The sequence below is a fragment of the Halorubrum rarum genome, assembly GCF_048380895.1.
In the GTDB taxonomy this organism is placed as follows: domain Archaea; phylum Halobacteriota; class Halobacteria; order Halobacteriales; family Haloferacaceae; genus Halorubrum.
Map to the genome: position 1 here is coordinate 152,254 of NZ_JBLWMN010000006.1, position 23,439 is coordinate 175,692.

31 protein-coding genes and 1 tRNA gene are annotated in these 23,439 nt (G+C 63.4%); 16 read left to right on the plus strand and 16 right to left on the minus strand.

Annotation, left to right across the window (positions count from 1 at the left end; all coding sequences use genetic code 11):
* Nucleotides 1-11: 11 nt before the first annotated feature.
* The 7 genes from ACNSN7_RS06595 to ACNSN7_RS06625 form a co-directional block, all read right to left on the minus strand.
* Entirely contained in the window at nucleotides 12-596 is a 585-nt protein-coding gene (locus tag ACNSN7_RS06595; RefSeq protein WP_418281479.1) for a hypothetical protein, read from the minus strand.
* A gap of 83 nt (nucleotides 597-679) precedes the next feature.
* The gene (locus ACNSN7_RS06600; protein WP_418281480.1) at nucleotides 680-1,837 is read right to left on the minus strand and encodes a DR2241 family protein; all 1,158 of its coding nucleotides are present in this window, start codon (nucleotides 1,835-1,837) and stop codon (nucleotides 680-682) included.
* Between the two features lie 2 nt (nucleotides 1,838-1,839).
* Nucleotides 1,840-2,709 carry a CbiX/SirB N-terminal domain-containing protein gene (locus ACNSN7_RS06605; protein ID WP_418281481.1) on the minus strand — a complete coding sequence of 290 codons (870 nt, stop codon included), beginning with the start codon at nucleotides 2,707-2,709 and terminating at the stop codon, nucleotides 1,840-1,842.
* Nucleotides 2,710-2,786: 77 nt separating this feature from the next.
* A complete protein-coding gene (locus ACNSN7_RS06610) occupies nucleotides 2,787-3,236 on the minus strand; it encodes a DUF7577 domain-containing protein (RefSeq protein ID WP_418281482.1) in 450 nt (149 codons plus the stop codon).
* 79 nt (nucleotides 3,237-3,315) lie between these two features.
* Complete coding sequence (locus tag ACNSN7_RS06615; RefSeq protein WP_418281483.1) at nucleotides 3,316-3,570, minus strand: glutathione S-transferase N-terminal domain-containing protein; 255 nt, start codon at nucleotides 3,568-3,570, stop codon at nucleotides 3,316-3,318.
* Nucleotides 3,571-3,719: 149 nt separating this feature from the next.
* Nucleotides 3,720-4,190, minus strand: a complete 471-nt coding sequence (locus ACNSN7_RS06620; protein ID WP_418281484.1) for an HNH endonuclease — start codon at nucleotides 4,188-4,190, stop codon at nucleotides 3,720-3,722.
* A gap of 49 nt (nucleotides 4,191-4,239) precedes the next feature.
* Nucleotides 4,240-5,670 (minus strand): NCS2 family permease, encoded by a 1,431-nt coding sequence (locus tag ACNSN7_RS06625; protein ID WP_418281485.1) that lies wholly within the window; start codon nucleotides 5,668-5,670, stop codon nucleotides 4,240-4,242.
* Nucleotides 5,671-5,935: 265 nt separating this feature from the next.
* Between ACNSN7_RS06625 and ACNSN7_RS06630 the strand changes: the two genes are divergently transcribed.
* Nucleotides 5,936-8,068, plus strand: a complete 2,133-nt coding sequence (locus tag ACNSN7_RS06630) for a helicase HerA domain-containing protein (RefSeq protein ID WP_418281486.1) — start codon at nucleotides 5,936-5,938, stop codon at nucleotides 8,066-8,068.
* A 96-nt stretch (nucleotides 8,069-8,164) separates the two neighbouring features.
* Here the strand turns inward: ACNSN7_RS06630 and ACNSN7_RS06635 are convergent, their stop codons facing one another.
* Complete coding sequence (locus ACNSN7_RS06635; protein WP_418281487.1) at nucleotides 8,165-8,998, minus strand: methyltransferase domain-containing protein; 834 nt, start codon at nucleotides 8,996-8,998, stop codon at nucleotides 8,165-8,167.
* A 113-nt stretch (nucleotides 8,999-9,111) separates the two neighbouring features.
* On the minus strand, nucleotides 9,112-9,930 hold the full coding sequence (locus ACNSN7_RS06640) for a helix-turn-helix transcriptional regulator (protein WP_418281606.1): 819 nt from the start codon (nucleotides 9,928-9,930) through the stop codon (nucleotides 9,112-9,114).
* Between the two features lie 382 nt (nucleotides 9,931-10,312).
* Here ACNSN7_RS06640 and ACNSN7_RS06645 point away from each other — a divergent pair, with 382 nt between their 5' ends.
* Both ACNSN7_RS06645 and ACNSN7_RS06650 read left to right on the plus strand, forming a co-directional pair.
* Nucleotides 10,313-10,558, plus strand: a complete 246-nt coding sequence (locus tag ACNSN7_RS06645) for an AbrB/MazE/SpoVT family DNA-binding domain-containing protein (RefSeq protein ID WP_418281488.1) — start codon at nucleotides 10,313-10,315, stop codon at nucleotides 10,556-10,558.
* Nucleotides 10,555-10,941, plus strand: coding sequence for a PIN domain-containing protein (locus ACNSN7_RS06650; protein ID WP_418281489.1), 387 nt, complete (start codon nucleotides 10,555-10,557; stop codon nucleotides 10,939-10,941). The genes ACNSN7_RS06645 and ACNSN7_RS06650 overlap by 4 nt, the downstream gene beginning before the upstream one ends.
* Nucleotides 10,942-11,150: 209 nt before the next feature.
* Here the strand turns inward: ACNSN7_RS06650 and ACNSN7_RS06655 are convergent, their stop codons facing one another.
* A complete protein-coding gene (locus ACNSN7_RS06655; protein WP_418281490.1) occupies nucleotides 11,151-11,558 on the minus strand; it encodes a nuclear transport factor 2 family protein in 408 nt (135 codons plus the stop codon).
* A 300-nt stretch (nucleotides 11,559-11,858) separates the two neighbouring features.
* Here ACNSN7_RS06655 and ACNSN7_RS06660 point away from each other — a divergent pair, with 300 nt between their 5' ends.
* The 7 genes from ACNSN7_RS06660 to ACNSN7_RS06690 all read left to right on the plus strand — a co-directional run bounded on the left by ACNSN7_RS06660 (nucleotide 11,859) and on the right by ACNSN7_RS06690 (nucleotide 15,637).
* Nucleotides 11,859-12,095: a hypothetical protein gene (locus ACNSN7_RS06660; RefSeq protein WP_418281491.1), complete on the plus strand. Its 237-nt coding sequence runs from the start codon at nucleotides 11,859-11,861 to the stop codon at nucleotides 12,093-12,095.
* Nucleotides 12,092-12,442, plus strand: coding sequence for a type II toxin-antitoxin system PemK/MazF family toxin (locus ACNSN7_RS06665; protein WP_418281492.1), 351 nt, complete (start codon nucleotides 12,092-12,094; stop codon nucleotides 12,440-12,442). The genes ACNSN7_RS06660 and ACNSN7_RS06665 overlap by 4 nt, the downstream gene beginning before the upstream one ends.
* 508 nt (nucleotides 12,443-12,950) lie before the next feature.
* A complete protein-coding gene (locus ACNSN7_RS06670) occupies nucleotides 12,951-13,385 on the plus strand; it encodes a DUF7344 domain-containing protein (RefSeq protein ID WP_418281493.1) in 435 nt (144 codons plus the stop codon).
* A 60-nt stretch (nucleotides 13,386-13,445) separates the two neighbouring features.
* Nucleotides 13,446-13,955: an Lrp/AsnC family transcriptional regulator gene (locus ACNSN7_RS06675; RefSeq protein ID WP_418281494.1), complete on the plus strand. Its 510-nt coding sequence runs from the start codon at nucleotides 13,446-13,448 to the stop codon at nucleotides 13,953-13,955.
* Nucleotides 13,956-14,120: 165 nt separating this feature from the next.
* Nucleotides 14,121-14,417 carry a HalOD1 output domain-containing protein gene (locus tag ACNSN7_RS06680; RefSeq protein ID WP_418281495.1) on the plus strand — a complete coding sequence of 99 codons (297 nt, stop codon included), beginning with the start codon at nucleotides 14,121-14,123 and terminating at the stop codon, nucleotides 14,415-14,417.
* Nucleotides 14,418-14,493: 76 nt separating this feature from the next.
* On the plus strand, nucleotides 14,494-15,138 hold the full coding sequence (locus ACNSN7_RS06685) for a helix-turn-helix domain-containing protein (protein ID WP_418281496.1): 645 nt from the start codon (nucleotides 14,494-14,496) through the stop codon (nucleotides 15,136-15,138).
* A gap of 229 nt (nucleotides 15,139-15,367) precedes the next feature.
* The gene (locus ACNSN7_RS06690) at nucleotides 15,368-15,637 is read left to right on the plus strand and encodes a HalOD1 output domain-containing protein (protein WP_418281497.1); all 270 of its coding nucleotides are present in this window, start codon (nucleotides 15,368-15,370) and stop codon (nucleotides 15,635-15,637) included.
* Nucleotides 15,638-15,890: 253 nt separating this feature from the next.
* Here ACNSN7_RS06690 and ACNSN7_RS06695 read toward each other — a convergent pair whose 3' ends face one another.
* The 5 genes from ACNSN7_RS06695 to ACNSN7_RS06715 all read right to left on the minus strand — a co-directional run bounded on the left by ACNSN7_RS06695 (nucleotide 15,891) and on the right by ACNSN7_RS06715 (nucleotide 19,569).
* Complete coding sequence (locus ACNSN7_RS06695; protein ID WP_418281498.1) at nucleotides 15,891-16,187, minus strand: chorismate mutase; 297 nt, start codon at nucleotides 16,185-16,187, stop codon at nucleotides 15,891-15,893.
* 21 nt (nucleotides 16,188-16,208) lie between these two features.
* Nucleotides 16,209-17,108, minus strand: coding sequence for a shikimate kinase (locus ACNSN7_RS06700; protein ID WP_418281499.1), 900 nt, complete (start codon nucleotides 17,106-17,108; stop codon nucleotides 16,209-16,211).
* A gap of 72 nt (nucleotides 17,109-17,180) precedes the next feature.
* A complete protein-coding gene (locus ACNSN7_RS06705) occupies nucleotides 17,181-17,783 on the minus strand; it encodes a hypothetical protein (protein ID WP_418281500.1) in 603 nt (200 codons plus the stop codon).
* 56 nt (nucleotides 17,784-17,839) lie between these two features.
* Nucleotides 17,840-18,301: a hypothetical protein gene (locus ACNSN7_RS06710; protein WP_418281607.1), complete on the minus strand. Its 462-nt coding sequence runs from the start codon at nucleotides 18,299-18,301 to the stop codon at nucleotides 17,840-17,842.
* Entirely contained in the window at nucleotides 18,301-19,569 is a 1,269-nt protein-coding gene (locus tag ACNSN7_RS06715; protein WP_418281501.1) for a hypothetical protein, read from the minus strand. The genes ACNSN7_RS06710 and ACNSN7_RS06715 overlap by 1 nt, the downstream gene beginning before the upstream one ends.
* Nucleotides 19,570-19,666: 97 nt before the next feature.
* On the opposite strand from ACNSN7_RS06715, the gene ACNSN7_RS06720 reads away from it, so the two are divergent.
* From ACNSN7_RS06720 to ACNSN7_RS06745, 6 genes are all read left to right on the plus strand, one after another.
* Entirely contained in the window at nucleotides 19,667-20,125 is a 459-nt protein-coding gene (locus ACNSN7_RS06720; protein WP_418281502.1) for a DUF5796 family protein, read from the plus strand.
* 31 nt (nucleotides 20,126-20,156) lie between these two features.
* Nucleotides 20,157-20,399 carry a DUF7508 domain-containing protein gene (locus ACNSN7_RS06725; RefSeq protein WP_418281503.1) on the plus strand — a complete coding sequence of 81 codons (243 nt, stop codon included), beginning with the start codon at nucleotides 20,157-20,159 and terminating at the stop codon, nucleotides 20,397-20,399.
* A gap of 35 nt (nucleotides 20,400-20,434) precedes the next feature.
* A complete protein-coding gene (locus ACNSN7_RS06730) occupies nucleotides 20,435-20,644 on the plus strand; it encodes a hypothetical protein (RefSeq protein ID WP_418281504.1) in 210 nt (69 codons plus the stop codon).
* Between the two features lie 94 nt (nucleotides 20,645-20,738).
* Nucleotides 20,739-22,019 (plus strand): histidinol dehydrogenase, encoded by a 1,281-nt coding sequence (hisD, locus tag ACNSN7_RS06735; RefSeq protein ID WP_418281505.1) that lies wholly within the window; start codon nucleotides 20,739-20,741, stop codon nucleotides 22,017-22,019.
* Between the two features lie 487 nt (nucleotides 22,020-22,506).
* Nucleotides 22,507-22,872, plus strand: a complete 366-nt coding sequence (locus ACNSN7_RS06740; protein WP_418281506.1) for a HesB/IscA family protein — start codon at nucleotides 22,507-22,509, stop codon at nucleotides 22,870-22,872.
* Nucleotides 22,873-22,918: 46 nt separating this feature from the next.
* Nucleotides 22,919-23,164, plus strand: coding sequence for a DUF5816 domain-containing protein (locus ACNSN7_RS06745; protein ID WP_418281507.1), 246 nt, complete (start codon nucleotides 22,919-22,921; stop codon nucleotides 23,162-23,164).
* 132 nt (nucleotides 23,165-23,296) lie between these two features.
* Here ACNSN7_RS06745 and ACNSN7_RS06750 read toward each other — a convergent pair.
* Nucleotides 23,297-23,371, minus strand: a tRNA-Arg gene (locus ACNSN7_RS06750).
* Nucleotides 23,372-23,439: the final 68 nt, after the last annotated feature.

Sequence of the window (23,439 nt, forward strand, 5' to 3'; positions counted from 1 at the left end):
GTATCGACCCGTCACCCGTCTCGGTCGGTCTCGTCCGAACGCTCTCCGTTCTCGCCGTCTTCGGCGACGCGATCCGCGATCCGCGTTGAGAGCGGGTCGACGGTCGCCGCCAGTCGGGCGGTGACGAAGACGACGGGAACGAGAGCGGCGAAGAGGAACGCGGCGTCGTACGTCCACGTCAGCCCGCCGAGCAGCGGCGGTACCGCGCCGGCGAACCCGCGGTGGACGACGATCACGGCCGCGAGCACGGCGAGCCAGTACGCGATCCCGGCGGCGTTCTCCGCGACCGGGTCTCGCGTCGGGGAGGTACCCGGTCCCACCCGCTCCGCGGCCACGCGGGTGAGCGTCGCGAGTTTCGGCGCGACGGACAGGACCAGTCCGGCGACGGCGACCGAGACGATCGCCGTCGCGAGCGCGGCGACGCTGACCGGGGTGGCCGGGACCAGTCGGTCGACTCCCGGCAGCAGCGTGACGAGATACAGCAGGAACACGAGCGCGAGCGCGGTTATCACCAGCCTGCTCGCGGACCGAACCGTTTCGTGATCGAACGTCGCTATCGCGGTGCGGCCGTCGGTCGCCGCTGGGTCGTCGGTCATGGCGTGACGACCGTGAGAGCGCGGTCGGCTTGAACCGTCGAGACCGTTACCCCGACTTGTCGCGATTTAAGTCGGTTGTCTCCTCACTCCTCGATACTGTCGTCCGGCTCCGTCGGGACGCCACAGAGGTTCCCGTCCTCGTCGAACAGCTTCGCGCGCAGGTAGCGCGTTCGGTAGCGGTTCGCGCCGTCGTAGATGTCGGCCTCGCGGATCTCGTGGGTCCGTCCGTCCGCGACCGCGTCGATGATCGCCTCGACCTGCTCTTTCTCGCTCGGCGTCAGCTCGAACTCGTAGGTCCGCGACTCCTCGCCCTCCAGTTGCGTCCACTTGCGGGCCGCGGAGACGACGAGCGAACAGGGCTCCCGACAGGGGAACACGCCGTCCCCGCCGTCGACGTCGAGGTCGGTGTCCTCGTCGTACTCCCACTCGCGACGTTTCAGACACTGCGAGTCGTCACAGCAGGCCGCCGCGACCCGGTTCACGTGTTCGTGACCCTCCCCGCGGTCCCACGTCCGGATCACGCCGTAGATCCCGGACTGTCGCTCCATCGTCTCACGCCAGTGGTCGACGTCGAGCGCTCCCTCCCGCTCGCGGTGCCAGTTGACCACGGTCGCGGGGTACACCGTCTCGACGGTCTCGTACACCGCCCGCGGCTCCAGTTCCGGGAACGCCCAGCCGGTCGGAAGCGACGGTGCGGTTTTCAGCGGTCGATATCGGCCGTCGTCGTCGAACTTCACCAGTCGGCGGGCGTCGAGCGGGTCGCGATACGTTTCCAGTTCCTCGTCGTCCGCCGCCGCGTCGTCGACGTGGCGCACGTCGTAGCGCCGCTCGCCGCGCTCCGTGATCCGAACGCGCACGCGAAGCTGTCCCCACTCGCGGGTGTCGCCGTCGCGGAGCGCGGCGTACCGCTCCTCGACCGTCGCGTCGTCGGCACCCTCCAGCCACCGGAGGAACCCGCGACGGGGAGCGTAGTCCCCGACGACGCGCTCGAAGAAGTACCAGTTCGTCACGAGCGCGGTGTGCGTCTCCGCGACCTCGTGGAGCGCGGCCTCCCCGTCCGTGACGTACCGCTCCTCGTCGGTCTCGACGACCACACTCTCCCCGTCGCGGCTCGCGCGCAGCTGCTCGAACCGCAGGACGTCCCCGTCATCGATCGCCTCGACCGCCGTTCGGAAGGCGTCGAACGCGTCGCTCGGGAGGTCGACGTCGACCGACTCGTCCGTGACGGCTCCGTTCGACACGGTCAGTCCCCCGTCGCGACGCGGGTCGTTTCACGCACGTCGGAGAGCGCACCGCCGAGGTCCGCGCCCGCGTCGGCCGCGCGTTCCAAGATCACGTCGGCCATCAGCGGCTCCGTGCCGACCGCACCGGCGTACCAGACGCGCGTCCCGTCGACGAGTTCCGGCACGTCGTACCCGTCCGCGTGGTCCGCACAGAGGCCGACGTCTTCGGGGATGTCCTCCTGGGTGTGATAGCCGTCCGAGACGAACAGCGGGACCAACACGACGTCGTCGCTCTCGAAGTGCTCCGTGAGGTCGTCGACCTCGGGCTCCTCGTCCATGTACAGCGTCCGTACCTCGTCGAACCGGTCGCGCTCGCGGATCCGGTCGGCGTGGTACTCGATCGCCTTCGCGGAGTTCTCGTTGCGCTCCGTACCGTGGCCGACGACAGCGAGCCCGAACCCCTCGCCGACGTCCGGATCGTCGGTCACCGACTCCGCTCGTCGGACGATCACGTCCGTCATCGCCTCGTGGGTCCCCACGGGGCCGCAGTAGTGGACCGTCCGGTCGACGTCCGCGGCGACGAGCGTCGCCTGATCGGCGGAGAGCCCGTCGGAGTCCCACTCGGTGACGTCCCAGTCGGCGAGCCGGAGCTCCCGAGGGATCACCTCCTCGGTGAAGTACCCCTCGGAGACGAACAGCGGGACGACGTAGATCTCCGTTCCCTCCACCGTTCGGAGGACCTCTCGAAGGTGCGGTTCCTCCTTCCAGAACCCGGTGCGAACCTCGTCGAACGCACCTGTCGCGCGGATCGTGTCGGCGTGGTCGTACGTCGGCGCGCTCGAATCGGGGTTGAGGTGCGATCCGTGGGCGACGATGACGAGCGACTGCATACGTTCACTGGGGTCGCGTCGTTCTTAGGGACTTCGGAGCCGGCGGCCCGATCTCACGAGGTCCACGCCGCGACGACTCAGAACGGTCGTTGCGTCGTTGCGGGGTCTCCCGCGTTCGCACGGGTGCCATCTACGAACCCCGAGCGAACACACCACCGACAGTATCGGTAGCCGGGCCGGTTCTCGGCCCCGCAGTGTCGACAGACGACGGCGTCGCAGTCGGACGAAAGCGGCGGCGGTGGGTCACCGTCCGGCCCCGCGTTCGACCCGTCCGGATCGATGTCGAGCCATTCCGGTGTGTCGTCGACCGCGTTCCGACCGGTGTCGTCCCGCTCAACGTCGTTGCCTTCACCGGATACGTCGTCTTCATCCGACCCGTTCCCGTCGTCGGACTTGCCGATCGGACGCCACGTGCCGCCGTCGAAGAACTCGCTGGGGTCGTGGTCGGCCCGAAGCATCAGCCAGGCGGCGATCAGGTTGATCGCGATCACCCCGGCGACGGCGGCGGCGAGCAGTTCCACCGACATGTGTGCCAAAAGTTACCACTCAACGTACTTATCTCTCTCGGCGGATCCACTCGACGAGCGCTCCTCGTCGGGGCTCGGCTTAGTTCGCGTTCCCGTACGTTTCCCGGAGGTACTCGACGATGTCGTTGCTTTCGGACATGCCGTCGACGCCGTTGGCCTCGTCGACGAGCACCGGGACGCCGGTCTGTCCGCTGATCGCCTCGACCTCGGTTCGCTCGCCGTGCGACCGCGGCACCATGATCGATTCGTACTCCAACTCGAGGTCGGCGAGCGTCTCCTTGACTTTCGCACAGTACGGACAGCCCGCGAGTTCGTACAGCTTCAGATCGGTCATCGCATCCGACTACGACACAGGCGGATAAAGAAGTCGTTGGTCGTTGCACGCGGCGTGCACGGCCGATCGGGTCCGCCGTGGCTGCTCGTCCGGCGTCGTGGTCACCCGATTGCTCCCGTCGTCATCGGCCCTCCATTTCGTTACCGTCGTCATCGGCCGTCGCCGTCAGCCTGCGTTCCCAGTGCGGGTCGCGTCCGGTCCCGCGGTATCCGGTCCGCCCGGTGGTTGTGGACGTCGGCGTGACAGTCGGGACACAGCGTGAGGAGGTTTTGGATGTCGTTCGGGCCACCGTTGGCGCGCGGCACGACGTGATGAACGTCGAGCCGTCGGGCCGCCGTCTCCTGTGTCGACGCCCCGGCCGGACGCTTCAGGCTTCGTCCGTCGCGGGCGAGCCAGCGCGTCGCGCCGTCGACCGTGTCGATCCGGCCGGCCGGACACAGCGCACAGGTGAACGCGTCTCGAAGTCGGACCCGGGCTTTCAGCTCCCACTCCGGCTGCGGCGATCGATACGCCAGCGGGCCGTTCTCGGAGAGCTTCGAGAGGAGCTGGCTCACGGTGAGGCTCGGCGGATCCGGAAGCTCTCGGAGCTTCCACGCTCGAACCTCCTCCCATCGCTCCATGGCCGGTGCTACGGGGCCGAACGGAAAACATCGCCGGATAGGTTCCGGTCTAGAGAACGAATCCGCCGGTCTGCAGGACGTAGTACGCGACCAGCAGCACGGCGAGGACCCACTGGCCGGGGTTGACGTCGTCGCCCTCGCCCATCGTCGCCTTGATGATCGGGAACGCGACGATGCCGGCCGCGAGCCCGTCGGCGATGGAGTAGGTGAGCGGCATCACGAGGATGGTCAGCGCGGCGGAGATCGCCCACGCCGGGTGGTCCCAGTCGATGTCGACAACGCCCTGGAACATCATCACGCCCACGACGACCAGCGCGAGGAAGGAGGCGTAGTCCGGGAGGATCGGGACGAGCGCGACGAAGGGGATGGCGAGGAGGAAACAGCCGGCGACCACCAACGCCGTGAGGCCGGTGCTGCCGCCTTCCTCGATGCCGGTCGACGACTCGATGTACGTCGTCACCGTGGAGGTGCCGAGCATCGCACCGACCGTGGTGCCGACCGCGTCCGCCATCAGGGGTTTATCCATCTCCGGGAGTTCGCCGTCCTCGTCGAGGAAATCTCCGAACTGGGAGACGCCGATGAGCGTTCCCGCGGTGTCGAAGAAGTCGACGAAGAAGAACGTGAACACGACGAACGTGAAGGTGATCGGGTCGATATCGGAGAGCCCGGCGACGAACGCGCCCGCCAGCGGCGTGAAGTCGAACTGGACCGCGGTGACGAGCGTGACCAAACCGCCGACGAGCCCCTGTTCGGCGAACGTCGCGTACAGTTGGCCGTCCACGACGTTCTCGGGACTCGTCAGGCCGGCGACGGCGACGACCCATCCCGCAAGCGCGGTGGTGAGAATGCCGATGACGATGGAGCCGGTGACGCCCCGTGCCCAGAGGATCAGCGTGAAGAGGACGCCGAGGACGCCCAGCAGCGCGGCGGGCGTGGCGGCGACGTCACCGAGCGTGACGAGCGTTCCCTCGTAGCCGACGATCACCTGCATCTCCTGGAGGCCGATGAACAGCAGGAAGGCACCGATACCGGCCCCGACCGCGTACTTCACCGGTTCCGGGAACAGGTTGATCACGTACTCCCGCGCGCCGACGGCGGTGAGCAGGATGAAGAGGATACCTTCCACGAAGACGGCCGCGAGCGCCGTCTGCCACGGGATGCCGAGCGCGATGACGACCGTGAACGCGAAGAAGGCGTTCAGCCCCATCCCCGGGGCCAACCCGAACGGTCGGTTGGCGTGCAACGCCATCACGAGCGTGGCGACGACCGACGCGAGGATCGTCGCTATCGCGATCATCTGGAACACTTCGATCGATTCGTACCCGTCGATGGTGATCGCCGCCGACAGGATCGCGGGGTTAACCACGATGATGTACGACATCGCCAGGAACGTCGTCACCCCGGCGATGAACTCCGTGCGAACGTCCGAGCCGTGCCCCCCGACGTCGAACCGCTCCGAAAGCGTCTCAGTAAGACCCATTGAACAGATGTGCGTATCTACGGATCGCCTTATAAGGATTACCTTCGGTGGTGGTCACTAATACACATGTGTGTACACATCACCGTTTTGACCCGCGGTGAATCGGGGATCTACCCCCTCGTACGTGAGCGACTGTCGACCTCCTCGTACGTGAGCGACTGTCGACCTCGGTCGTTCCGCCATCGGGCGTCGGCGGCGATTCCCGTCGTCGACGTGTCCGATTGGGAGGCGAAGGTCTTTGACACCCGCCGCTCCTGTGTACACCATGACCGACGAGGAGACGATCCACGTCGCGGACGTGAGCGATGGGATCGGTGGGGACGCGACCGCGGAGGCGGGAAGCTCAGTCGAGCTCCCGGTCGTCGACGTGTTGACGGGGCGATCCTTCATCACCGGAAAGAGCGGCTCCGGGAAGAGCAACACCGCGTCCGTGGTGATCGAGAACCTGCTGTCGAACAGCTTCCCCGTGATGATCGTCGACACGGACGGCGAGTACTACGGGCTCAAAGAGGAGTTCGAGATCCTCCACGTGGGCGCGGACGACGAGTGTGACATCGTCGTCTCGCCGGAGCACGCGGAGAAGATCGCGTCGCTCGCCTTGGAACAGAACGTGCCGATCATCCTCGACGTGTCGGGATATCTGGAGGAGTCGGTCGCAAACGAACTCCTATTGAACGTCGTCAAACAGCTGTTCGCGAAAGAGAAGAAGCTCAAGAAACCGTTCCTCCTCGTCGTCGAGGAGTGTCACGAGTACATCCCGGAGGGCGGCGGGATGGACGAGACGGGAAAGATGCTGATCAAGGTGGGAAAGCGCGGGCGGAAACACGGACTCGGCATCGTCGGGATCAGCCAGCGCCCGGCCGACGTGAAAAAGGACTTCATCACCCAGTGCGACTGGCTCTGCTGGCACCGGCTCACCTGGGACAACGACACGAAGGTCGTCGGGCGCATCCTCGGCTCGAAGTACGCCGACGCCGTCGAGGAACTCGACGACGGGGAGGCCTTCCTGATGACCGACTGGGACGAATCGATCCGCCGGATCCAGTTCCACCGTAAGCGAACGTTCGACGCCGGCGCGACCCCCGGACTCGACGACTTCGAGCGACCCGAGCTCAAGTCCGTCTCGGGCGATCTGGTGAACGAACTCGAGTCCATTTCCGACGAGCAGGCGCGACACGAATCCGAGCTGGCCGACCTCCGACAGGAGCTCGACCAGAAACGGTCGCGGATCAACCAGCTCGAACGCGAACTGGAGGACGCCCGCGACCTCAGCAACATGGCCGACCAGTTCGCACAGGCGCTGTTGGGGAAGGCCGAAGCGCCGTACCGCGGCGGCAGCGGTCGAACTCTCTCGGACCCGAACGACCGCGGACAGGCCGGACTCGACGACTACGACGAGGCCGTGGACAGGGTCGACACCACGGCGGCAGGCGCTGCGGACGGGACAACCGAAGCGATCCCGACCACGGCCTCCGATGACGACGGCGACGACGGCGACGGCGGCGATGCCGACGCGGAGCGAGACGCGAAAGCGAACCGACGCGGCCCGGACGCCCCCGACCGCACCGAGGACGATCGTGACCCGGACGCCGACGTCGACCCCGTCACGCGCGCGGACGTCGCGGAGGGCGCGCTTCGGTTCGACGACGCGATGGAGCTGGGCACCCGAGCGGCCGTCATCGACGAGCTTCGTGGCCGGATCGAGTCGCTCCCTGACCTGTCGCGAGCGATGCTCCGCCACTACCGTCGCGAGGGCGTCAGCGAGCCGATCGCGGCCCATATCGACGCCGGCGGCGACGGCGATTCCGGACACGCGTACAGCCGGCACCGACCGATCCGGAAGGCGGGGCTCATTCGACACGCCGGTCGGGGCCACTACGCGTACGCCGTTCCGGACCTGATCCGCGACGCGTACGCCGACCGCCTCGACGACGACGCGGTCCGAAAGATGGTCCGCGAGGTGGAGACGACGTTCGTCCCGCCCGCTGAGCGGACGTACGCCCCGAGTGCGGAGCCGTCGGAGATCGACGAAGTGGGCGTCGGCTCGGACGCCACCGACTCGGACGCCACCGACTCGGACGCAGGAACGGACGGGCCCGACGTCGCCCACGCCGAGAGCTCGGAACCGACTGACGACACGGACCGAGCCGACGGGAACACGGATCGAGCCGACGGCGAGACGATCGGAAAGAGGGACGGATTGAGCGAGGCTGCACGGCGACTCGCCGACCGCGGGATCGGGCCGTCGAATCCGGGGAACTCCGACGACGCCGCACCCCGAGACGGTCCGGGATCGAAGGGGTCAGCAAGCGGTGGGAGCGATCAAGCCGACGACGATTCGATATCCTCTCTCGTCATCGACCCCGACGACGACGCGGAGATACTCGATGAGGAGTGACTCGCGATCGTCGCTCCGTGTGTTGCCACGGCGGTAGCCGTTCGTGCTCGCTCTCGCACTCGTCACCGAGCGAACCAAGCAGTTCGTTGACATCCGCTACTGCTGCCTATCTGCAGTGACGACGTACGACTCCATCGGAGAGATGATTCCCTCGTCATCAATGTACGCACGTAATGCGTTCTCAACCTCGTCAACGAGGTTGTCCCGCACCTCTCGCTCGATGGCCGCGATTGGTTCAGCCAGCGGCGAGCTCGCCGCCTCGCGGCGAATGAACTCCCCGATCGACGGATAGCGAACCGAACCGATCTCAATGACGACTGATGTGTCACTGAATCCCGCGTCGCTGCCGAGTGTCCGTAGGTCCTCCCCGTCCCATGCGGGGAACGGAGAGCGCATCATGTCTCCCGCTTCGACACTGACGTGCCGCTCTAAGGCTTCGGCCAGTACCTCGTACGCAGGCTGGTAGTCGAGCGGTCGCCAGACGCTCAGTGCCGTGCGCCCACCCGGTGTGAGCACCCGACGCATTTCCTCGAGTGCGGCGACGGGACCGTCGAAAAACTGGAGCGCCTGCTGACAACAGACGACGTCGAAACGCTCGTCGGAGAACGGCAGGTCGGTCGCGTCGCCCTTTCGCCACTCGGTCGAAGGGTGGATGTCGCCAGCAGTTTCCTCCGCCACTGCAAGCATCCCCTCGTTGATATCGAACCCCGTGACAGACCCGCTAGTACCGACCCTGCGAGCGGCACGACGTGCCACGATACCGGTTCCGCACGCAACGTCCAGAACCCGATCCCCCTCGCGTACAGCGCTCGTCTCGATAAGTCGGTCGGCCCAGGATGAGAAAATCGGCGGTACAAGATACTGTTCATAGGCCTCGGGAGCACTCCGTTCGAGCTGCCAGCCGGTCGAGTTACTCGCGTGATTGCTCATCTGTTATCACCACGAGAGCGGGTACGCCGTCGACGAAAGTATAAATGCCTAGTGAAATATTTCACGGCGTGAAAGCACGATCGGCGGAGACGACCCGGGACGGGGAACGGCGATCAGCGGATCGATTCGGTCGAGACCAGGTCAGATGCGTCGTCGAGCGGTCGGGCCTCGGCTCGGAACTGCTCGTAGTAGGACTCCGCCCACGTACGCATCTCGTCGCTTCCGGTGTCGACGAACGACTGCAACGCCCCCGTATCGGTGTCGTAACAGCAGATGCTGACCCGGTCATCGAATAGGCTGATTCCACACCGGTCGTCGATCGGAAGGTTATCGTGTAGTAAGACGGTGTAGTTGGCTCGCGTCGCCGCCTCCACGACGGTCTCTTCGTCCCACGAGAGGAGACGCTCGAAAACGGTGGGTGGGTAGATGTATTCACACTCAAAGCCATCCAGGACGTGGTCGAAAAACGGCTCCAGATTACCCGACTTGAGCAGTGCCATGCCGAATCCACGCATCGTTCTCGTTGTCGTGATGAGCTCCGCCAGACGTTCGACGGACTTGTAAGGATAGCCGGGACCCGGATGAGAGACCACCACATCGGTGAACAACCCGACGTCGAATCCGTCGATATCGTGTGGCAGCCACGGCCAGACCTCCCGGAGTCGCCGCTGATACGCCATCGCGTCCACGAACCCCTCAAACTGGTCGGCAACGAACTCACCGAGACCGGTCAGCTGGTACGTCTTCCCGGTTCGTTCGATCCAGTGGCGGTTCTGGAAGTCGGCGAGGATTCTACCCATGGTCGGTGAGGATGCTCCCGTTGTGGAGCGCAGATCGTCTCGGTCACGTGACCCCTCAGCCAGTGCATTGAGCACCCCGACGCGATGGGACGAACTGACGAGGAACTCAATATCGTCGAGTGTCGAATCCATGGCCATGGTAGGTCGTGACACACAATAACCGTATAGCCGGACTTTCATTGAGTCGCTATCGTGTGCAACGCCACCCCGTTTCCGAGTGACTGAACTAGTCACTGTTTTGAAAGAGATTCCGTGGATACAGCCCCTGTATGCAGACGCGACTCCTGTCAGCTGAACGATCGAGAAACGAAAGAGCAACTGCGGGAAGAAGATTCACCCACCCGATACGTAATAGAGCCCCTGAAACGCCCGAATTCGGCTACCTGCTCTCCCGCTGCTCGACCTTGTTCAGGTAGCTGAAATCCACTATACTCACTGTTGAAAGAATCTTGTTTGAACCATCAGACCCAGTCTGATGGTAAGATTCTTTGTCTGTGGTAACGTATGCTTCTCTATGTCAGCAGAAACGGATGCACAGGGACGGCTGTACATCCCGAAGGAGGTGCGCGAGAAGTACGGCCAGAAGTATCACATCGTCATGTACGAGGACAGAATCGAGTTGATTCCGGTCGCGGACGATCCGCTCGCCGCTGTCCGCGAAGCGGCAGGCGAGCTTCACGATGCATCAGTCGAGGAAATTCGAGAGGACATCGAGGCGGAGGCGAAAGACGAGGCTGAGGAAGCCGGCGGCGACAGATGACGGTGTACGTCGAGACGGATTTCCTGCTTGCACTCGCCAAAGATACCGATTGGTTACAGGGCTCCGCAGAGGACGCCCTCGACGAGTACGACGTCGAAACGTCGCCGTTCTCGTACCTCGAACTCCTCCTCGCCCGGGAACGATACGAGTTCGACTACGTTCCGCTGGTGGCGAACCTGCTCGAACTCGTTCCCGTGCGAAACGAGGAAGAGAAACAGGTCGTTCTGAAAGCCGTCAACTACTACGACGAGGGAATGACGCCGTTCGACGCGTTCCACGCGGCGACTGCGGAAACGCGGGGGATGGACGTGCTCTCGTCCGAGAAGGACTACGAAGAGATCGAGGTCGAACGAGTGCCGCTCGAGCCGACCGACGAGGAATGACTCCGGACAGAGGATATAGTCCCAACTGAACGAAGCGTGGACTCGTAGTGGTTGTCGTGGCACGTGCAACAGATTTGCGTCGAATCTTCCGGCTGCTCATCAACTCTACAATTTCGTATGGTGGCGTCGAGAGACGACGCCTCTCTCACGAATACGTCGGTAGACGTCCTGTGAATCAAGCCATAGACCAGCCGCGTCGTACATGCAGACTAATCTTCGAGGGCGGCGTTGAACAACGCGGTATCAGCGTATGATCTCCACTGAACGATCTTCCTGTCCTCGAAACCGAAGACGTGTGCGTTCGGGAACTCCACTGACTTCCCCGTCTTGCTAGACGTACCACTCCACGTAAGAAGTACGACGACGGTCTCACCGTCTGCAAGGTATTGCTCTGGGACGACCGAAACATCCTCCCACTCCGTTCCTAGCCGCGAAAAGACGTTCTCGACGATCTCATCGAATCCGTGGTGCGTCTCGCCGCCGGCGAGCCCCCTAGGTTCGTGTAACACCACATCGGGCCTCATGATGTCTCGTATAGCCTCAAAATCGCCTTCGGCGAACGAATCGTATAGTTCCTGTACTCTCTCGGTGTTTGTTTTCTCTGTCTCTTCCGACATGTAGATCCTCAATGTACGATCGCCGCGAATATCCCCATTTCGATAATTCAGTGACCCCGGACGGCTACGTACCCGTGTCCGCTGTCACCGATCGAAGAACGAAAGAGCAACTGCCGGAAGAAGAATCATCTACCCAACTAGCAATAGATACCCTGAAACAGCCGTTCTCTTGGCTACCTGCTCTCCCGCTGCTCGACCTTGTTCAGTTCGATGAAATCCATGGTGCAAATCGGTGAAACAAACTTCTGTGGGTAATAGTGGGCAAGACTTATTCAGGGGTCGACCTTAGTGGATATCATCATGAAAGTCGATGCTCACGACCTGCGAACCAACGACACCGACGACCGGGGCCGAATCTACCTCGGAACGGAGTACGCGAACAAACGTGTGACCGTCGCAGTTGTCGACATCGAGTCCGACCAACCCGACGAGGATGACCTGGCCGCCGCGTACCGCGAGGCTTCTGAGAGTGCTGAAACTCTCACAGGGGAATGGGACGAAGCGTCAGACGAGGCGTGGCACGGGCTGTCTGAATGAGCAAGGACACGGAAGTCCGACGCGGCAACGTCGTCATCGTCCGGCTTGACCCCGCAGAAGGTCACGAGATGAAGAAAACTCGTCCTGCGGTGGTCGTCCAGAACGACGTGGGGAACAAAAATTCAAGCACGACTATCGTTGCACCCGCGACAGGCACGTATCGAGGCTACCCGTTCGAGGTGTTAGTCGAAGCAGAGGGGTCACCGTTCGAGAAGGATTCGTCCGTTCGTCTCGACCAGATTCGCGTCGTCTCCATCGAGAGTCGCATTCATTCGGTGGTCGGAAGTCTCGACACAGAAACGATGGAAGCTGTAGATGAAGCGTTGAAACTGAGTCTGGGTCTATAACGCTGATTACGACTACCGCTTGTTCCTTTGTTCCACTTTGTTCAGGTCAATAGCTTACGTAACACACCCCTGTGTACTTTTCCGCTTTCCGAACAATCCCTTTGTAGAAATTCGGTCGAAACAGTTGATCCGAAAACGCCGACCCGGAGTGTCGCACGGGATAAGGCGTTCCTGACGCATCTCTACTTCTTGATGAATCTAAACTTTGTCCCGTTACACATCGGGCAGGCATAGTGACTGGTTGGCGTCGCTCCCAGAGACTCGAACGTCAGTAAGGCCGTATCGCACGACTCACAACGAATGGTAAAAAGCACTACGTCTGGCCACCATCGATTTGAGAAGGGGCGATATCCCTATACCTTGTTTCGAGCAATTCGGCGACTTTGACACGTCTCACAGAGCATTCTGTACGGAGCCATAGTCACAGATATTCAAACCGAACGGCGACCGACATGAGTAGACCCTTCGGGCCTCGTATTTTGTCTTTTTCGCAATTGACGGAAGTATTATGCACATCGGAACAGAATACTACGCTAAGATTGCTATGGCTGAAGATCCCAGATCAGGAAACCAACAATCCATCGAGATCCATGATCTGCTGAGTCATCCGCTTCGACGCCGACTTCTGCTCGAACTTTCGAATCACGACAACCCTGTTCGTCTCAACGCACTCGTCGATGGAGTAACTAGTTCAGAGACACTGGGCGCAACAACACGTCACGACAGACCCACCAACCCCGATGCGGTCAGGGCCGAACTCCACCACAGCCACCTTCCGAAATTGGCGGCGGCTGACTGGATTGAGTACGATTCCGAAAATCAGACCATTCGATACGAGTCTCGAATCGGAACCATCCGATCAGCGCTCCAGACGACGGTAGACGAGCTTGACCAACTCCGAGTAGCATTCGACGAACGAACCAGAGAATCAGCCTCACGATAGGTCGGGACGAGCACGCCGTTCCATAGTCACTTTGTAGGGGGCTACCTATACATTCCATCTATGGGACGAGAACTCGACAACGTCGATCGCGGTATCCTCTACATGCTCCAGATGGACGCCCGGAACACCACGTCGGAGGAAATCGCCGACAAGACGGGTGTCTCCGCAAGCACCATCCGTAACCGCCTCGAACGCCTCGAAAACGACGGCGTCATCAAGGGCTACCATCCCGAAATCAATTACGAGTCGGCTAATCTCCCGCTTCGTGTGATGTTCGTCATCACTGCTCCGCCGAAAAAGCGGAGCGAGATCGTGGATCAACTCTTGGACATCCAGGGTGTCATAGACGTTAGTGAGATGATCACTGGCAAGCGGAACATCCAAGTCGAAGTAGTGGGCCGAGATACGAGCGACATCATTCGCATTACGGACGCCATCCACGACATGGGCGTCGAAGTCGAGAGTTCGGAGATCATGAAACAACGGAAAGTGCAACCGTTCAACCACTTCTATTTCTCGGAGGCGGCGGATGACATGACTCAACAGAACGTGGAGAGTGGTGAGGAGTGACCACCAATGGTGGTTGCTGAATTAGCAATTCCAACCCCATTTATTGGCATTTTGTCTCCGCTATTTTGCAAAAATAGCAATCTAAACCGGCTATTATGCTGTTCTGATAATATAGCAGTTTGTATATAAATAATACATATACGGCAGAGCAGCCTCGGCATAGATATGAGTGAACAGGAAGGTATCGAATATGATTCTACAACAGGGGGATATCACGCTACGTTCGATCCAACGTCCGAACCGGGAAGTGACGCCGTCGTTTCTTCGCTTTCGGAACTGGCTGGGACGGATACCGACGAGCTGGTGTCTATCAAATCCGTCATAGATCCGATTGTCTTCGACGCACTCGTCCGGCGATGCCGGCGTCCAATTCAGATTAGTTTTGTGTACAACGATCACGACGTGACCGTAGACACTAATGGAGAGATCTATATTCAAAAGCGACAGGGAGACCACTCTTGATGATACTCCACATCACTAATCGCTCTGCATCCGTCGCCGCTCAGTCACTACCGATTTTCGAATGTATAAGGTTTCTATGGCAACGGTAGCTGAGTTCACCCTGTCCTCCGAGAGATTTCCCCTGGGAACCATATTTGCAAAGCTGCCGGACGTGACCGTGTATCTCGAACGGGTAATTCCGGATGCCAACGGCACTGTCCCCTACTTTTGGGTGCGCGGAACCCAGACCGATTCGATCCTCGAACAGTTCTCGGAGCATCCAGGAGTGAGAGATATCCGATTGGTCGATAGCATCGGTGACGAGTACCTAATGCGGTGTCAGTGGGTGGCTGAGCACGATGGTGTACTGGACGCACTCCTCGACCCAGAAGTTGTTTTGCTCTCTGCAATCGGGACTACGCAAGAGTGGACGTTCGAGATCCGGGGGGAATCCAGAGAATCAATCGCTAAATTTCGACAGTACTGTCATGATCACGACGTGCCGATTACGCTTACCGAACTCCACGCTCTCCGGCCTCTCGAGGCGCAAAACGACCTCACTGAAAAACAACGCGACGCCTTGATCCTCGCGTTCAATCGCGGCTACTTCGACACACCCCGGAGAGCAACGTTGCAAGAGGTCGCTGACGAGTTCGGGATATCCCAGCAGGCGCTCGCCTCTCGACTACGGCGTGGTAACCGTCGGCTCATTCAGAACGCCCTCATCGAATCCTCCCCGTAGCCCCCTATCTCCATCGGGCTTAAAAGGCCCTTTGTACTGTGAACAGTCAGACTAACCCACGTAAGGCCGTTATAGAGAGAAGATGAGTAACGATGCTGAGTCTCCAGCGGGAGACCACACACGCCAGTCGGAGACACCGGCACCGTCCGCGGCGACCGGATCACTTGACTGTAACTTCTGCTCGTTCGAATCGTTCGAGTATCATCCCGATGAACGCGCGTATCGGGCTATGTTCGATGCCGAGATCGTTGAGCCGAGTACAGCGGTCGTCGGAGCAGTGGCCACCGTTGCCGGTAATGACCCACTCGATATCGAGCCGCTTTATTCAACAGTAGACCCCGACGCACTCGATGCCCTTTTCGATCGACGAAAACCAGTCGTGGGTGATCTGCATACTCGGTTCACGCTGGATGGGTACGACGTTACGCTCAGCAGTTACGGAAGTGTCGTCGTCCGACCACCAAATACCGACGAGAGCGCGGATAGAGACGAGGAGTAAGGACGAGGACTCAGTGTCTCCATCTTCGGCTGTTCCGGTTCAAACTGCGGGGCTAGACAAATACTGGTACCGGATACGATCACGGGTCGTTCTTCGAACGAATAACACGCACAGAGTCCATGCTGGTAGAACCGTCAGCGATCAACGCGTAAACTCAACCGAGCGGTTAGTCAGGCCGATCTCGTGTTAAAAGAAGGCGAATATTCTCGTGGTGAGCGACGATTCGCACTATCGCAAGAATTCATGTTGTGCGTTACCGCGACTCACGCTGCTCCACTTTGTTCAATTCGATCAGCAGTCTGAATATCGCCTTCACGAGATTGGCGTCGACGTCGAACTGCTCGGCGTTGTCGCCCGCACGTTCCATCACGCGAACCTCCTGTGACTCGTCGGTCGTCGGCAGGTCGTGTTCGGCTTTCACCTGTGCGACGGTGTCCGCGACGTACGTTCGGCGGGCGATCAGTTCGACGATCTCGTGGTCGATGTCCTCGATCTCCTGACGGAGTTCGTCGAGGGTCATCTCGTCCGGGTTGGGTGTGTTCGTGCTCATGGGTATAGTCGGTGTGGCCGATCAGTTATCGATGACGAAAGCGCCCGCGGAGTCGGTCGTCGCGTGCAGGACCGTACCGGGTCGGTCACTCCACAGCTTCGCGACGGCGTCGAGGTCGGTTTCCGGGTCGTCCGGGTCCGCGACGGCGACGACGCTCGGTCCGGTCCCCGACAGCGAGACGCCGGCGGCGTGGGGCATGGCGTCGACCGCGGGATCGGGATCGAACCCGAGCGCGGCCGAGAACGCGAGCCCGTTGACGCTCATCGCCTCCGCGTAGCGACCGTCGAGCGCGAGGTCCGCGACGAGGTCGGCCATCGACGCGATCGCCGCACACCGCGCGACGTCGGCGTCCGCGCTGTAGGCCCGATCCGGCGGCGTCCAGACGACGACGTCCCACTCGATCTCCGCTCGGGAGCGAAGCTCGTCCGCGCCGTTGTCCGTGACGCAGACGCCGCCGAGCATCGATGCGGTCGCGTCGTCGAACGCACCCGTCACCGTGACGCCGGCGTCACGGGCCGCCTCGACACCGAGCCGGCACGCGTCGAGACGGGTGACGTCGATGGCCGGATCGGTCGGGTCGTCGCCGACGGTCAGCCCCAGCGCGGCACACGTCGCGACCACGGTCGCGTTGGCGGCCGCGCTCGAACTCTTGAGCCCCGCGGCGAGCGGCACGTCGCTGTCGGTTCGGACCGTTCCCCCCTCGCCGTCACCCCACCGGTCGGTCGCGAGCGAGACGCATCGCTCGATGAGGTCGGTGTCGGCGTCCGGATCCTCCGCGATCGTTCCGACGACGCCATCGGCGTCCGGATCGAGTTCGACCGTCGCGCGCGTCTCGAGGTCGATCCCGAACGCCGCGCCGGTCCCCGTCGCGAGCGCGTTCAACACGGTGCCCGCGCCGAGCGCGGCTGCCCGTCCCTGCATACGTCCACGGCCGTCAAGCGGGAGCAAAGAGTTGGCGGTCCCGGCGAGTGTCCCGGCCGGCTCGGCGTCGGACTACTCGGTGACGTCCGACGGCTCCGCGCGGCGGACGGCGGCGTCGACGTCGTACCAGTCGGCAGTCGGTCGGAGGCTCGCGTCCCGGCTCGGAACCCCGATCTCGACACGAAACCGACGGGTACCGTCGTCGAATCGATTGCCCGAGTGAAACACCTCTGTCGTGTAGGTGGCCCCATCCCCGACGGCCTCGCGCTCGCGGGAGTTCGGGCTCGTGGTGTACGCGTCAACACGGAACTCCAAGCGTCCGTAGACGAACCGCCCGACGTTCTCCACGGTGATGTCGGCCGAAACCGTCGTCTCGCGTCCGCCGTCGCTCACGTCGGTGATCTCGACGTTCGTGACGACGATACCGGCGTTCTCGGGATCGACGCGATCAGGCGGTGCCTCGGTCTCCGGGGTCCGCGTCTCCGTGGGCTCGTCGTCGGTCGCGTCCGTCTCGCCCGAGCCACCGTCCTCGTCGACTTCGTCATCGTCCACCGGATCGTCGGTCGCTCCCTCGCCGTCGGGCACCGCCGACTCGTCGGGCTCCTCGAAACAGCCGGCGAGGAGAACCGGGACCCCGGCCACCAAGAGGCGACGTCGCGGGAGGGAACGCGTCATTATCGATCGATTACCGGGGAGAGAATTAAAGGTAGGTATCCGTTACCGAGGACCGGCTATCCGGCGGTCGAGCCCAACACGCCGGTCACGGACCCGACGATGGCGGACGCAACGACGGTCGCCCCCACCGGACCGAGCGTCTCGACGACGCCGTACGCCTGTCCGGCGGCGGATCCTTGGGAGCCGACGACGAAGGCGACGACGACGAGTCCGTATCCGAGCGCACCGATCCCGGCACCGATCCCGCACGTCGTCGCTGCCTCGGTGTGACCGTACGCACGGGATCCCACGAGGACACCCGTGACGGCGGCGAGCGCCGGCGCGACGACGAGTGCCGCGACCGTCACCGAGAGGTACAGCTGTGCGAGGAACACGGGGCCGAACCGCTCGGCGTCGCCGGTCGCGTCGGTCACGAACGCCGACTCTGCCCAGCCCGTCGCCGCCAGCGCGACGATTCCGACGCCGACTCCGACGATCACGAAGACGGCCGCGACGAAGCCGATCCCGTCCGAGTCCATCAGACGATCGCCCAGCCGTTCGCCAGTTTCCCCTGCCACCCGAGCCGTTCCTCCCACGCGTCCCCGGAGAACCCGGTCGCGAGCAGGAACTCTCCTGCACGGGTTACGTAGCCGTACTGGACGCCGGCGTGGTCGTCGAACCCGTACCGCTCGCCGCGCGCCTCGTGATGGAGGAGTCGATGCCAGTGAGTGGCCGCGTCCCGTCCGTCGACCGTGCTCGTCTCGGGATCGATGGGTTCGGCGTCCTCGGTCGATCCCGCGGTCGTCACCGCGTTCAGCCGATCGCGTGCCGTGTCGACGTCCGGGTATCGCTGGACGTAGACGACCGTCCCGTTCAGGTCGTGCGGCCACCCGACGAACACCTCCTCGGGGTCGTCGTTCGGTTGCGGACGAGTCGCGAACACGAAGAACAGCTCCGCCGTCCGGTCGTCGGGGCGGACGACGGGTCCGAACCGGGCGCGTATCTCCGTTTGTCGATCGGAGTCGATCGGGTCGCCGTACAGGCGCGGTATCTCCGCGCGATCGTACGCGTCGTCGTCGTACGGTCGCTTGGCGAGCGTCGTGAAGCCCTCGCTGGCGACACCGACCTCGACGAGCGTCGACTCGTACACGACCCGGCGCTCGTCGGCGTCGTCCGGAAGCGGGTGGAGAAGCCGACGAAGGAGCCGGTTGTGTATCGGATCGCGAGAAAACACGTCCTCGATGTACGGTCGGGTACGGATGCCCGAAAAGCCCGTCCGCATTCGATCGATTTCCTCGAGGAACCGGTCAACGTCGCCGCGCTCCGCGAAGGTCCGAAGTCGCTCAACGTGGCGCTCGGTTCGGTTCTCGATCCTGTTCCGGGGCCGGAAGTGGGGCTCCAACGCGTCAGCCGCGCGCTCGGCGGCGTCGAACCCGGAGGCTTCCAGTCGCTCCGCGAACTCGACGTTCGCGGCCGCCGAGTCGACGACTTCGTCCCGGACCTCGTCGACGTCGGCGACCACGTCTCCGATCGCGTCCCGATACGTTGCGATCGCCGCCTCGTACTCGGTTGCGAACCAGAGGGCGTCGTCGACGACTCGACGGGTTGCGTCCGCGAGCTCCTCGTTGTCGCGGTCGTCGGTCTCGAACGCGTCACCGTCATCACCCACCGCTTCGACGGCGCGTTCCGCCTCGCTTCTCCCTTCGACGGCCCCCTCCTCAGGGTACTCGACGCCGTCGGTGCCGACGCAGCCGGCGACGCCCGCGGCGAACGCGGCACCGAGGAGACGCCGTCGCGTCCGTTGCATGCGGATCGCTCCGCGCGGACGCGTCTTAAAAGGTGGCCACGACGGACGACCGCCACCGAACACGCCCCTTTTGAAGCGGCGCGTGTAACCGATTCGTATGTCCGCACCCTCACGCAGCGACGTTCCGCCGACGTCAATCGGTATCGACCTCCGCGAGGAGGGGATCGTCGTCGAGTACCTCGACGGCCGGACGACGCTGTACCGCGGCGCTCCCGAGCCGATCGAGGGAGCGATGACGACCGGCCCCGGCAAGGAGACGCACGTCCTCGTGACGGACCCCACCGAGACCGAGGGCGTGATGACGTACGTCAACGACTTCAAGACCGACGACGAGATCCTCCGCGATTCAGGCGTCGGCCGAGTCGTGTTGGAGCCGGACGAAACGGAGGAGCTGTTTCCGGGCGTGGTCGTCACGCGAACGGGCCAACGAAACGAGGTCGTCGCGGATCCGGCGGTCGCGGGCGGGCGCGTGTTCGTCTTCGTCGAGGACGAGTGGAGCGAGGGAAGCTACGAGATCGTCGAACCCCCCGAGGAAGGGCTCGACGCCCACCGATGAGGGGTGTCGAACCAGGAGGCAGTCACCCCTCATGAGTCTCCGAAAACCGTGGCGTGAACTGGATCGATCGACGGTCCGGAGCGCCCCCGACCGATACGCACTGTACGAGCTCGGCGACGCCGACGGCGACACGATCGGGTTCGGAACCGGCGTGTTGCGCGACGAGCTAAAGGAGGCACTCGCGTACGGCGACGCCGACCGGGTACGATGGAAACTCGCGGAGTCGGCCGAACACGCGGAGCGACTCTTCGCGGAGCACGCCGACGAGGAATAGGAACCGATTTCACGGTTCCTGAACCCCACTCGAACATGAACCGGTCCCGCTTCGTTCAACTGGCGCTCGTCGCGTTCGGACTCGTGTTCGTCTCCTTTCTCGTCCGAGGGACGACCAGGCTTGTCGCGCCGTACGACGTCGCAGTCGCCGTGTCAGCGCCGATCCTGTTTACGGCCGCGGCGCTCGTCGCCGGACTGTTCGTGCTCGCGGTGTTGGACGTGACGGGGATCCGACCGATGGAGTGATCGACCGGAGATGTCCCCTGGGCCCGAGACCCGCTGACCGACGACACGAACCCCGAGTCGGAACGTCCTTTTAACGTCGGCCCGAACCGATCGTATGAACGTACGAGCGGTCGCGGATCTCTCGCCCGCCGAGCGGCGCGCCTTCTTCGAGCGCGACGCCGGGGTCGACGCGGTCCGTGAGGACGTCAGAGGGATCATCGAGCGCGTCCGGGAGGAAGGCGACGTCGCGGTTCGAGCGTTCTCCGAGGAGTTCGACGGCGTGGCGGTCGGCAACGTCGACATCACCGACGACGCCGAGCGCGCACACGCCGAACTCGACGGGGACGGCGATCCGGTCCTCGACGCGATCCGCGAGGCCGCGGCGAACGTCCGCGAGTTCCACGAGCGGCAGGTCCCCGAGGACTGGCGCGACGACTTCGACGGTCGCGAGCTGGGTCGTCGATTCCGGCCGATCGACCGAGCGGGCGTGTACGTTCCGGGCGGGGCCGCGGCGTACCCGTCGAGCGCGCTGATGGGGGTGATCCCGGCCGTCGTCGCTGGCGTCGACCACGTCGCGGTCGCGACGCCGCCGGCCGACGAGATCAACCCGGCCACGCTCGCGGCGATCCACGAGGCGGGCGCGGACGCCGTGTATCAGGTCGGCGGCGCACAGGCGATCGCGGCGCTGGCGTACGGGACGGAGACGGTCACGAGCGCGGACAAAGTCGTCGGTCCCGGGAACAAGTGGGTGACGGCGGCGAAAGCCGAGGTACAAGGCGACGTGGAGATCGACTTCCTCGCCGGGCCGAGCGAGGTGCTCGTGCTCGCCGACGACACGGCCGATCCCGAGTTCGTCGCGGCCGAACTGCTCGCGCAGGCGGAGCACGACCCGAACGCCTCCGTCGTCGCCGTCACTGACGACGCCGACCTCTCCGCGACCGTTGCGGAGACGGTGACGGCGACGGTCGACGAGCGCGACCGCGCGGAGACGATCCGTGCCGCCCTCGACAACGACGCCTCCGGCGTGCTCCACGCGCGATCGATGTCCGAGGCGGTCCTCTTCGCCGAGGAGTACGCGGCCGAGCACCTCTCGATCATGGCCGACGACGACGAGGCGCTGCTCGACCGGATCACCAACGCGGGCTCCGTCTTCCTGGGGCCGTACTCGCCGGTCGCCGCCGGCGACTACGCGGCCGGACCGAACCACGTGCTGCCGACGAACGGCGGTGCGAAGCGCTACGGCGGTCTCTCGACGGACACGTTCCTCCGATCGTCGACGGTCCAGCGGCTCGACCGAGACGCACTCGACGACGTCGCCGACACGATCACGACGCTCGCGGACGCCGAGGGGTTGGAGGCGCACGCGGAGAGCGTGCACACGCGATTCGAGGACTGAGTCGGGTCACCGGATACAGTGAACCGTTTCAGTGGGACGTATGCATACGGGCGAACAGGCGGTGCGTGTCGCCGTCGTCGCGAACGGGGTGACGTCCGAAGCCACCGCAGTCACTCGACAGCGGCGATCCGTACGGGACCGCACCGCACACCCGCGTTCCCCCGCACGGCGCTCGGTCGGAGCACGGGCCGTCTGGTGCGCTATCACGTATAAACGATCGGTGGATCTGGACGTGTAGGGCTCGGAGTCTGAGCGTTCCTCACCAGCGCGTTTTGCGTGTCGGAGTGCGTTTCGCGTGTCGGAGTGCGTTTCGCATGCCGCGTCCCATTTCCGGCCCGCCTGCCGAGGCTGGGGAGGGTCGAGGCCACACCCCGCCGGGATGCGGACGGTGACTCGTGGTGTCGGTCAGAGAGATGCGACCGGACGGGACCGGATCCGCTTCTCGATCGCCGTCAGGGTTTTGCCCCTCCACGAGCTATACGTGTACATGAGTACCGAATCCGTCCAGCCGAGCGGCGATCCGGCGATCGAGGTCACTCCGGACGCCGCCGAGGAGGCGCTCTCGCTCCTTGCGGGCGAAGGGCTCGACACCGACGAGGCGGGGCTGCGGCTGTTCGTCCAGCAAGGGGGCTGTGCGGGGCTTTCCTACGGGATGCGCTTCGATACGGAGCCCGAAGAGGACGACCTCGTCGTCGAGCACCACGGACTGCGAGTGTTCGTCGATCCGGCGAGTCGAAACTACATCGGCGGGAGCAAACTCGACTACGAGTCGGGTCTGCAGGCCGCCGGCTTTCACGTCGAGAACCCGAACGTCGTCTCCGAGTGCGGCTGCGGCGAGTCGTTCCGGACGTGACACTCGAGTCCCGCATTTAAGTCATCCGAGCGGGTACGGGTGAGGTATGAAACTCGAAGCGACGTCGACGCCGGGCGGCGAGCAGGTGTACATCGACCGAACGCGCACCGAACGCGGCGCGGAGGGATCGTTTTACGTCGTGTTCTCCGAGGAGAGCGCTCGGGACCGATGGGGGTTTTACTGCGGCAACTGCGACTCGTTCGACACCGCGATGGACACGATGGGCCGGATCGAGTGTAACGACTGCGGAAACCTCCGGAAACCGGACGAGTGGGACGCCGCCCACGAGTGAGTCGGGCGGCGAGGCGTTTTAAAAAGAGCGCACACCGAAACGGTTCGGGTCGCTCACTTCGTTCGCTTCCCGGGCTGTGACTCGTCTGATTCGAATCCCGAAGCTCGCTCCGCTCACTGTCGTTCCCAGAAGCGAGCACGGTGGGATTCGAACCCACGACCATCGGATTAGAAGTCCGACGCTCTATCCTGGCTGAGCTACGCGCCCTCGTTTCCCCTCTGGGGGTCGTCGCTTAAAAACCTCCGAGGTTCGATTCGGGCGTGGAGACGGTCGCG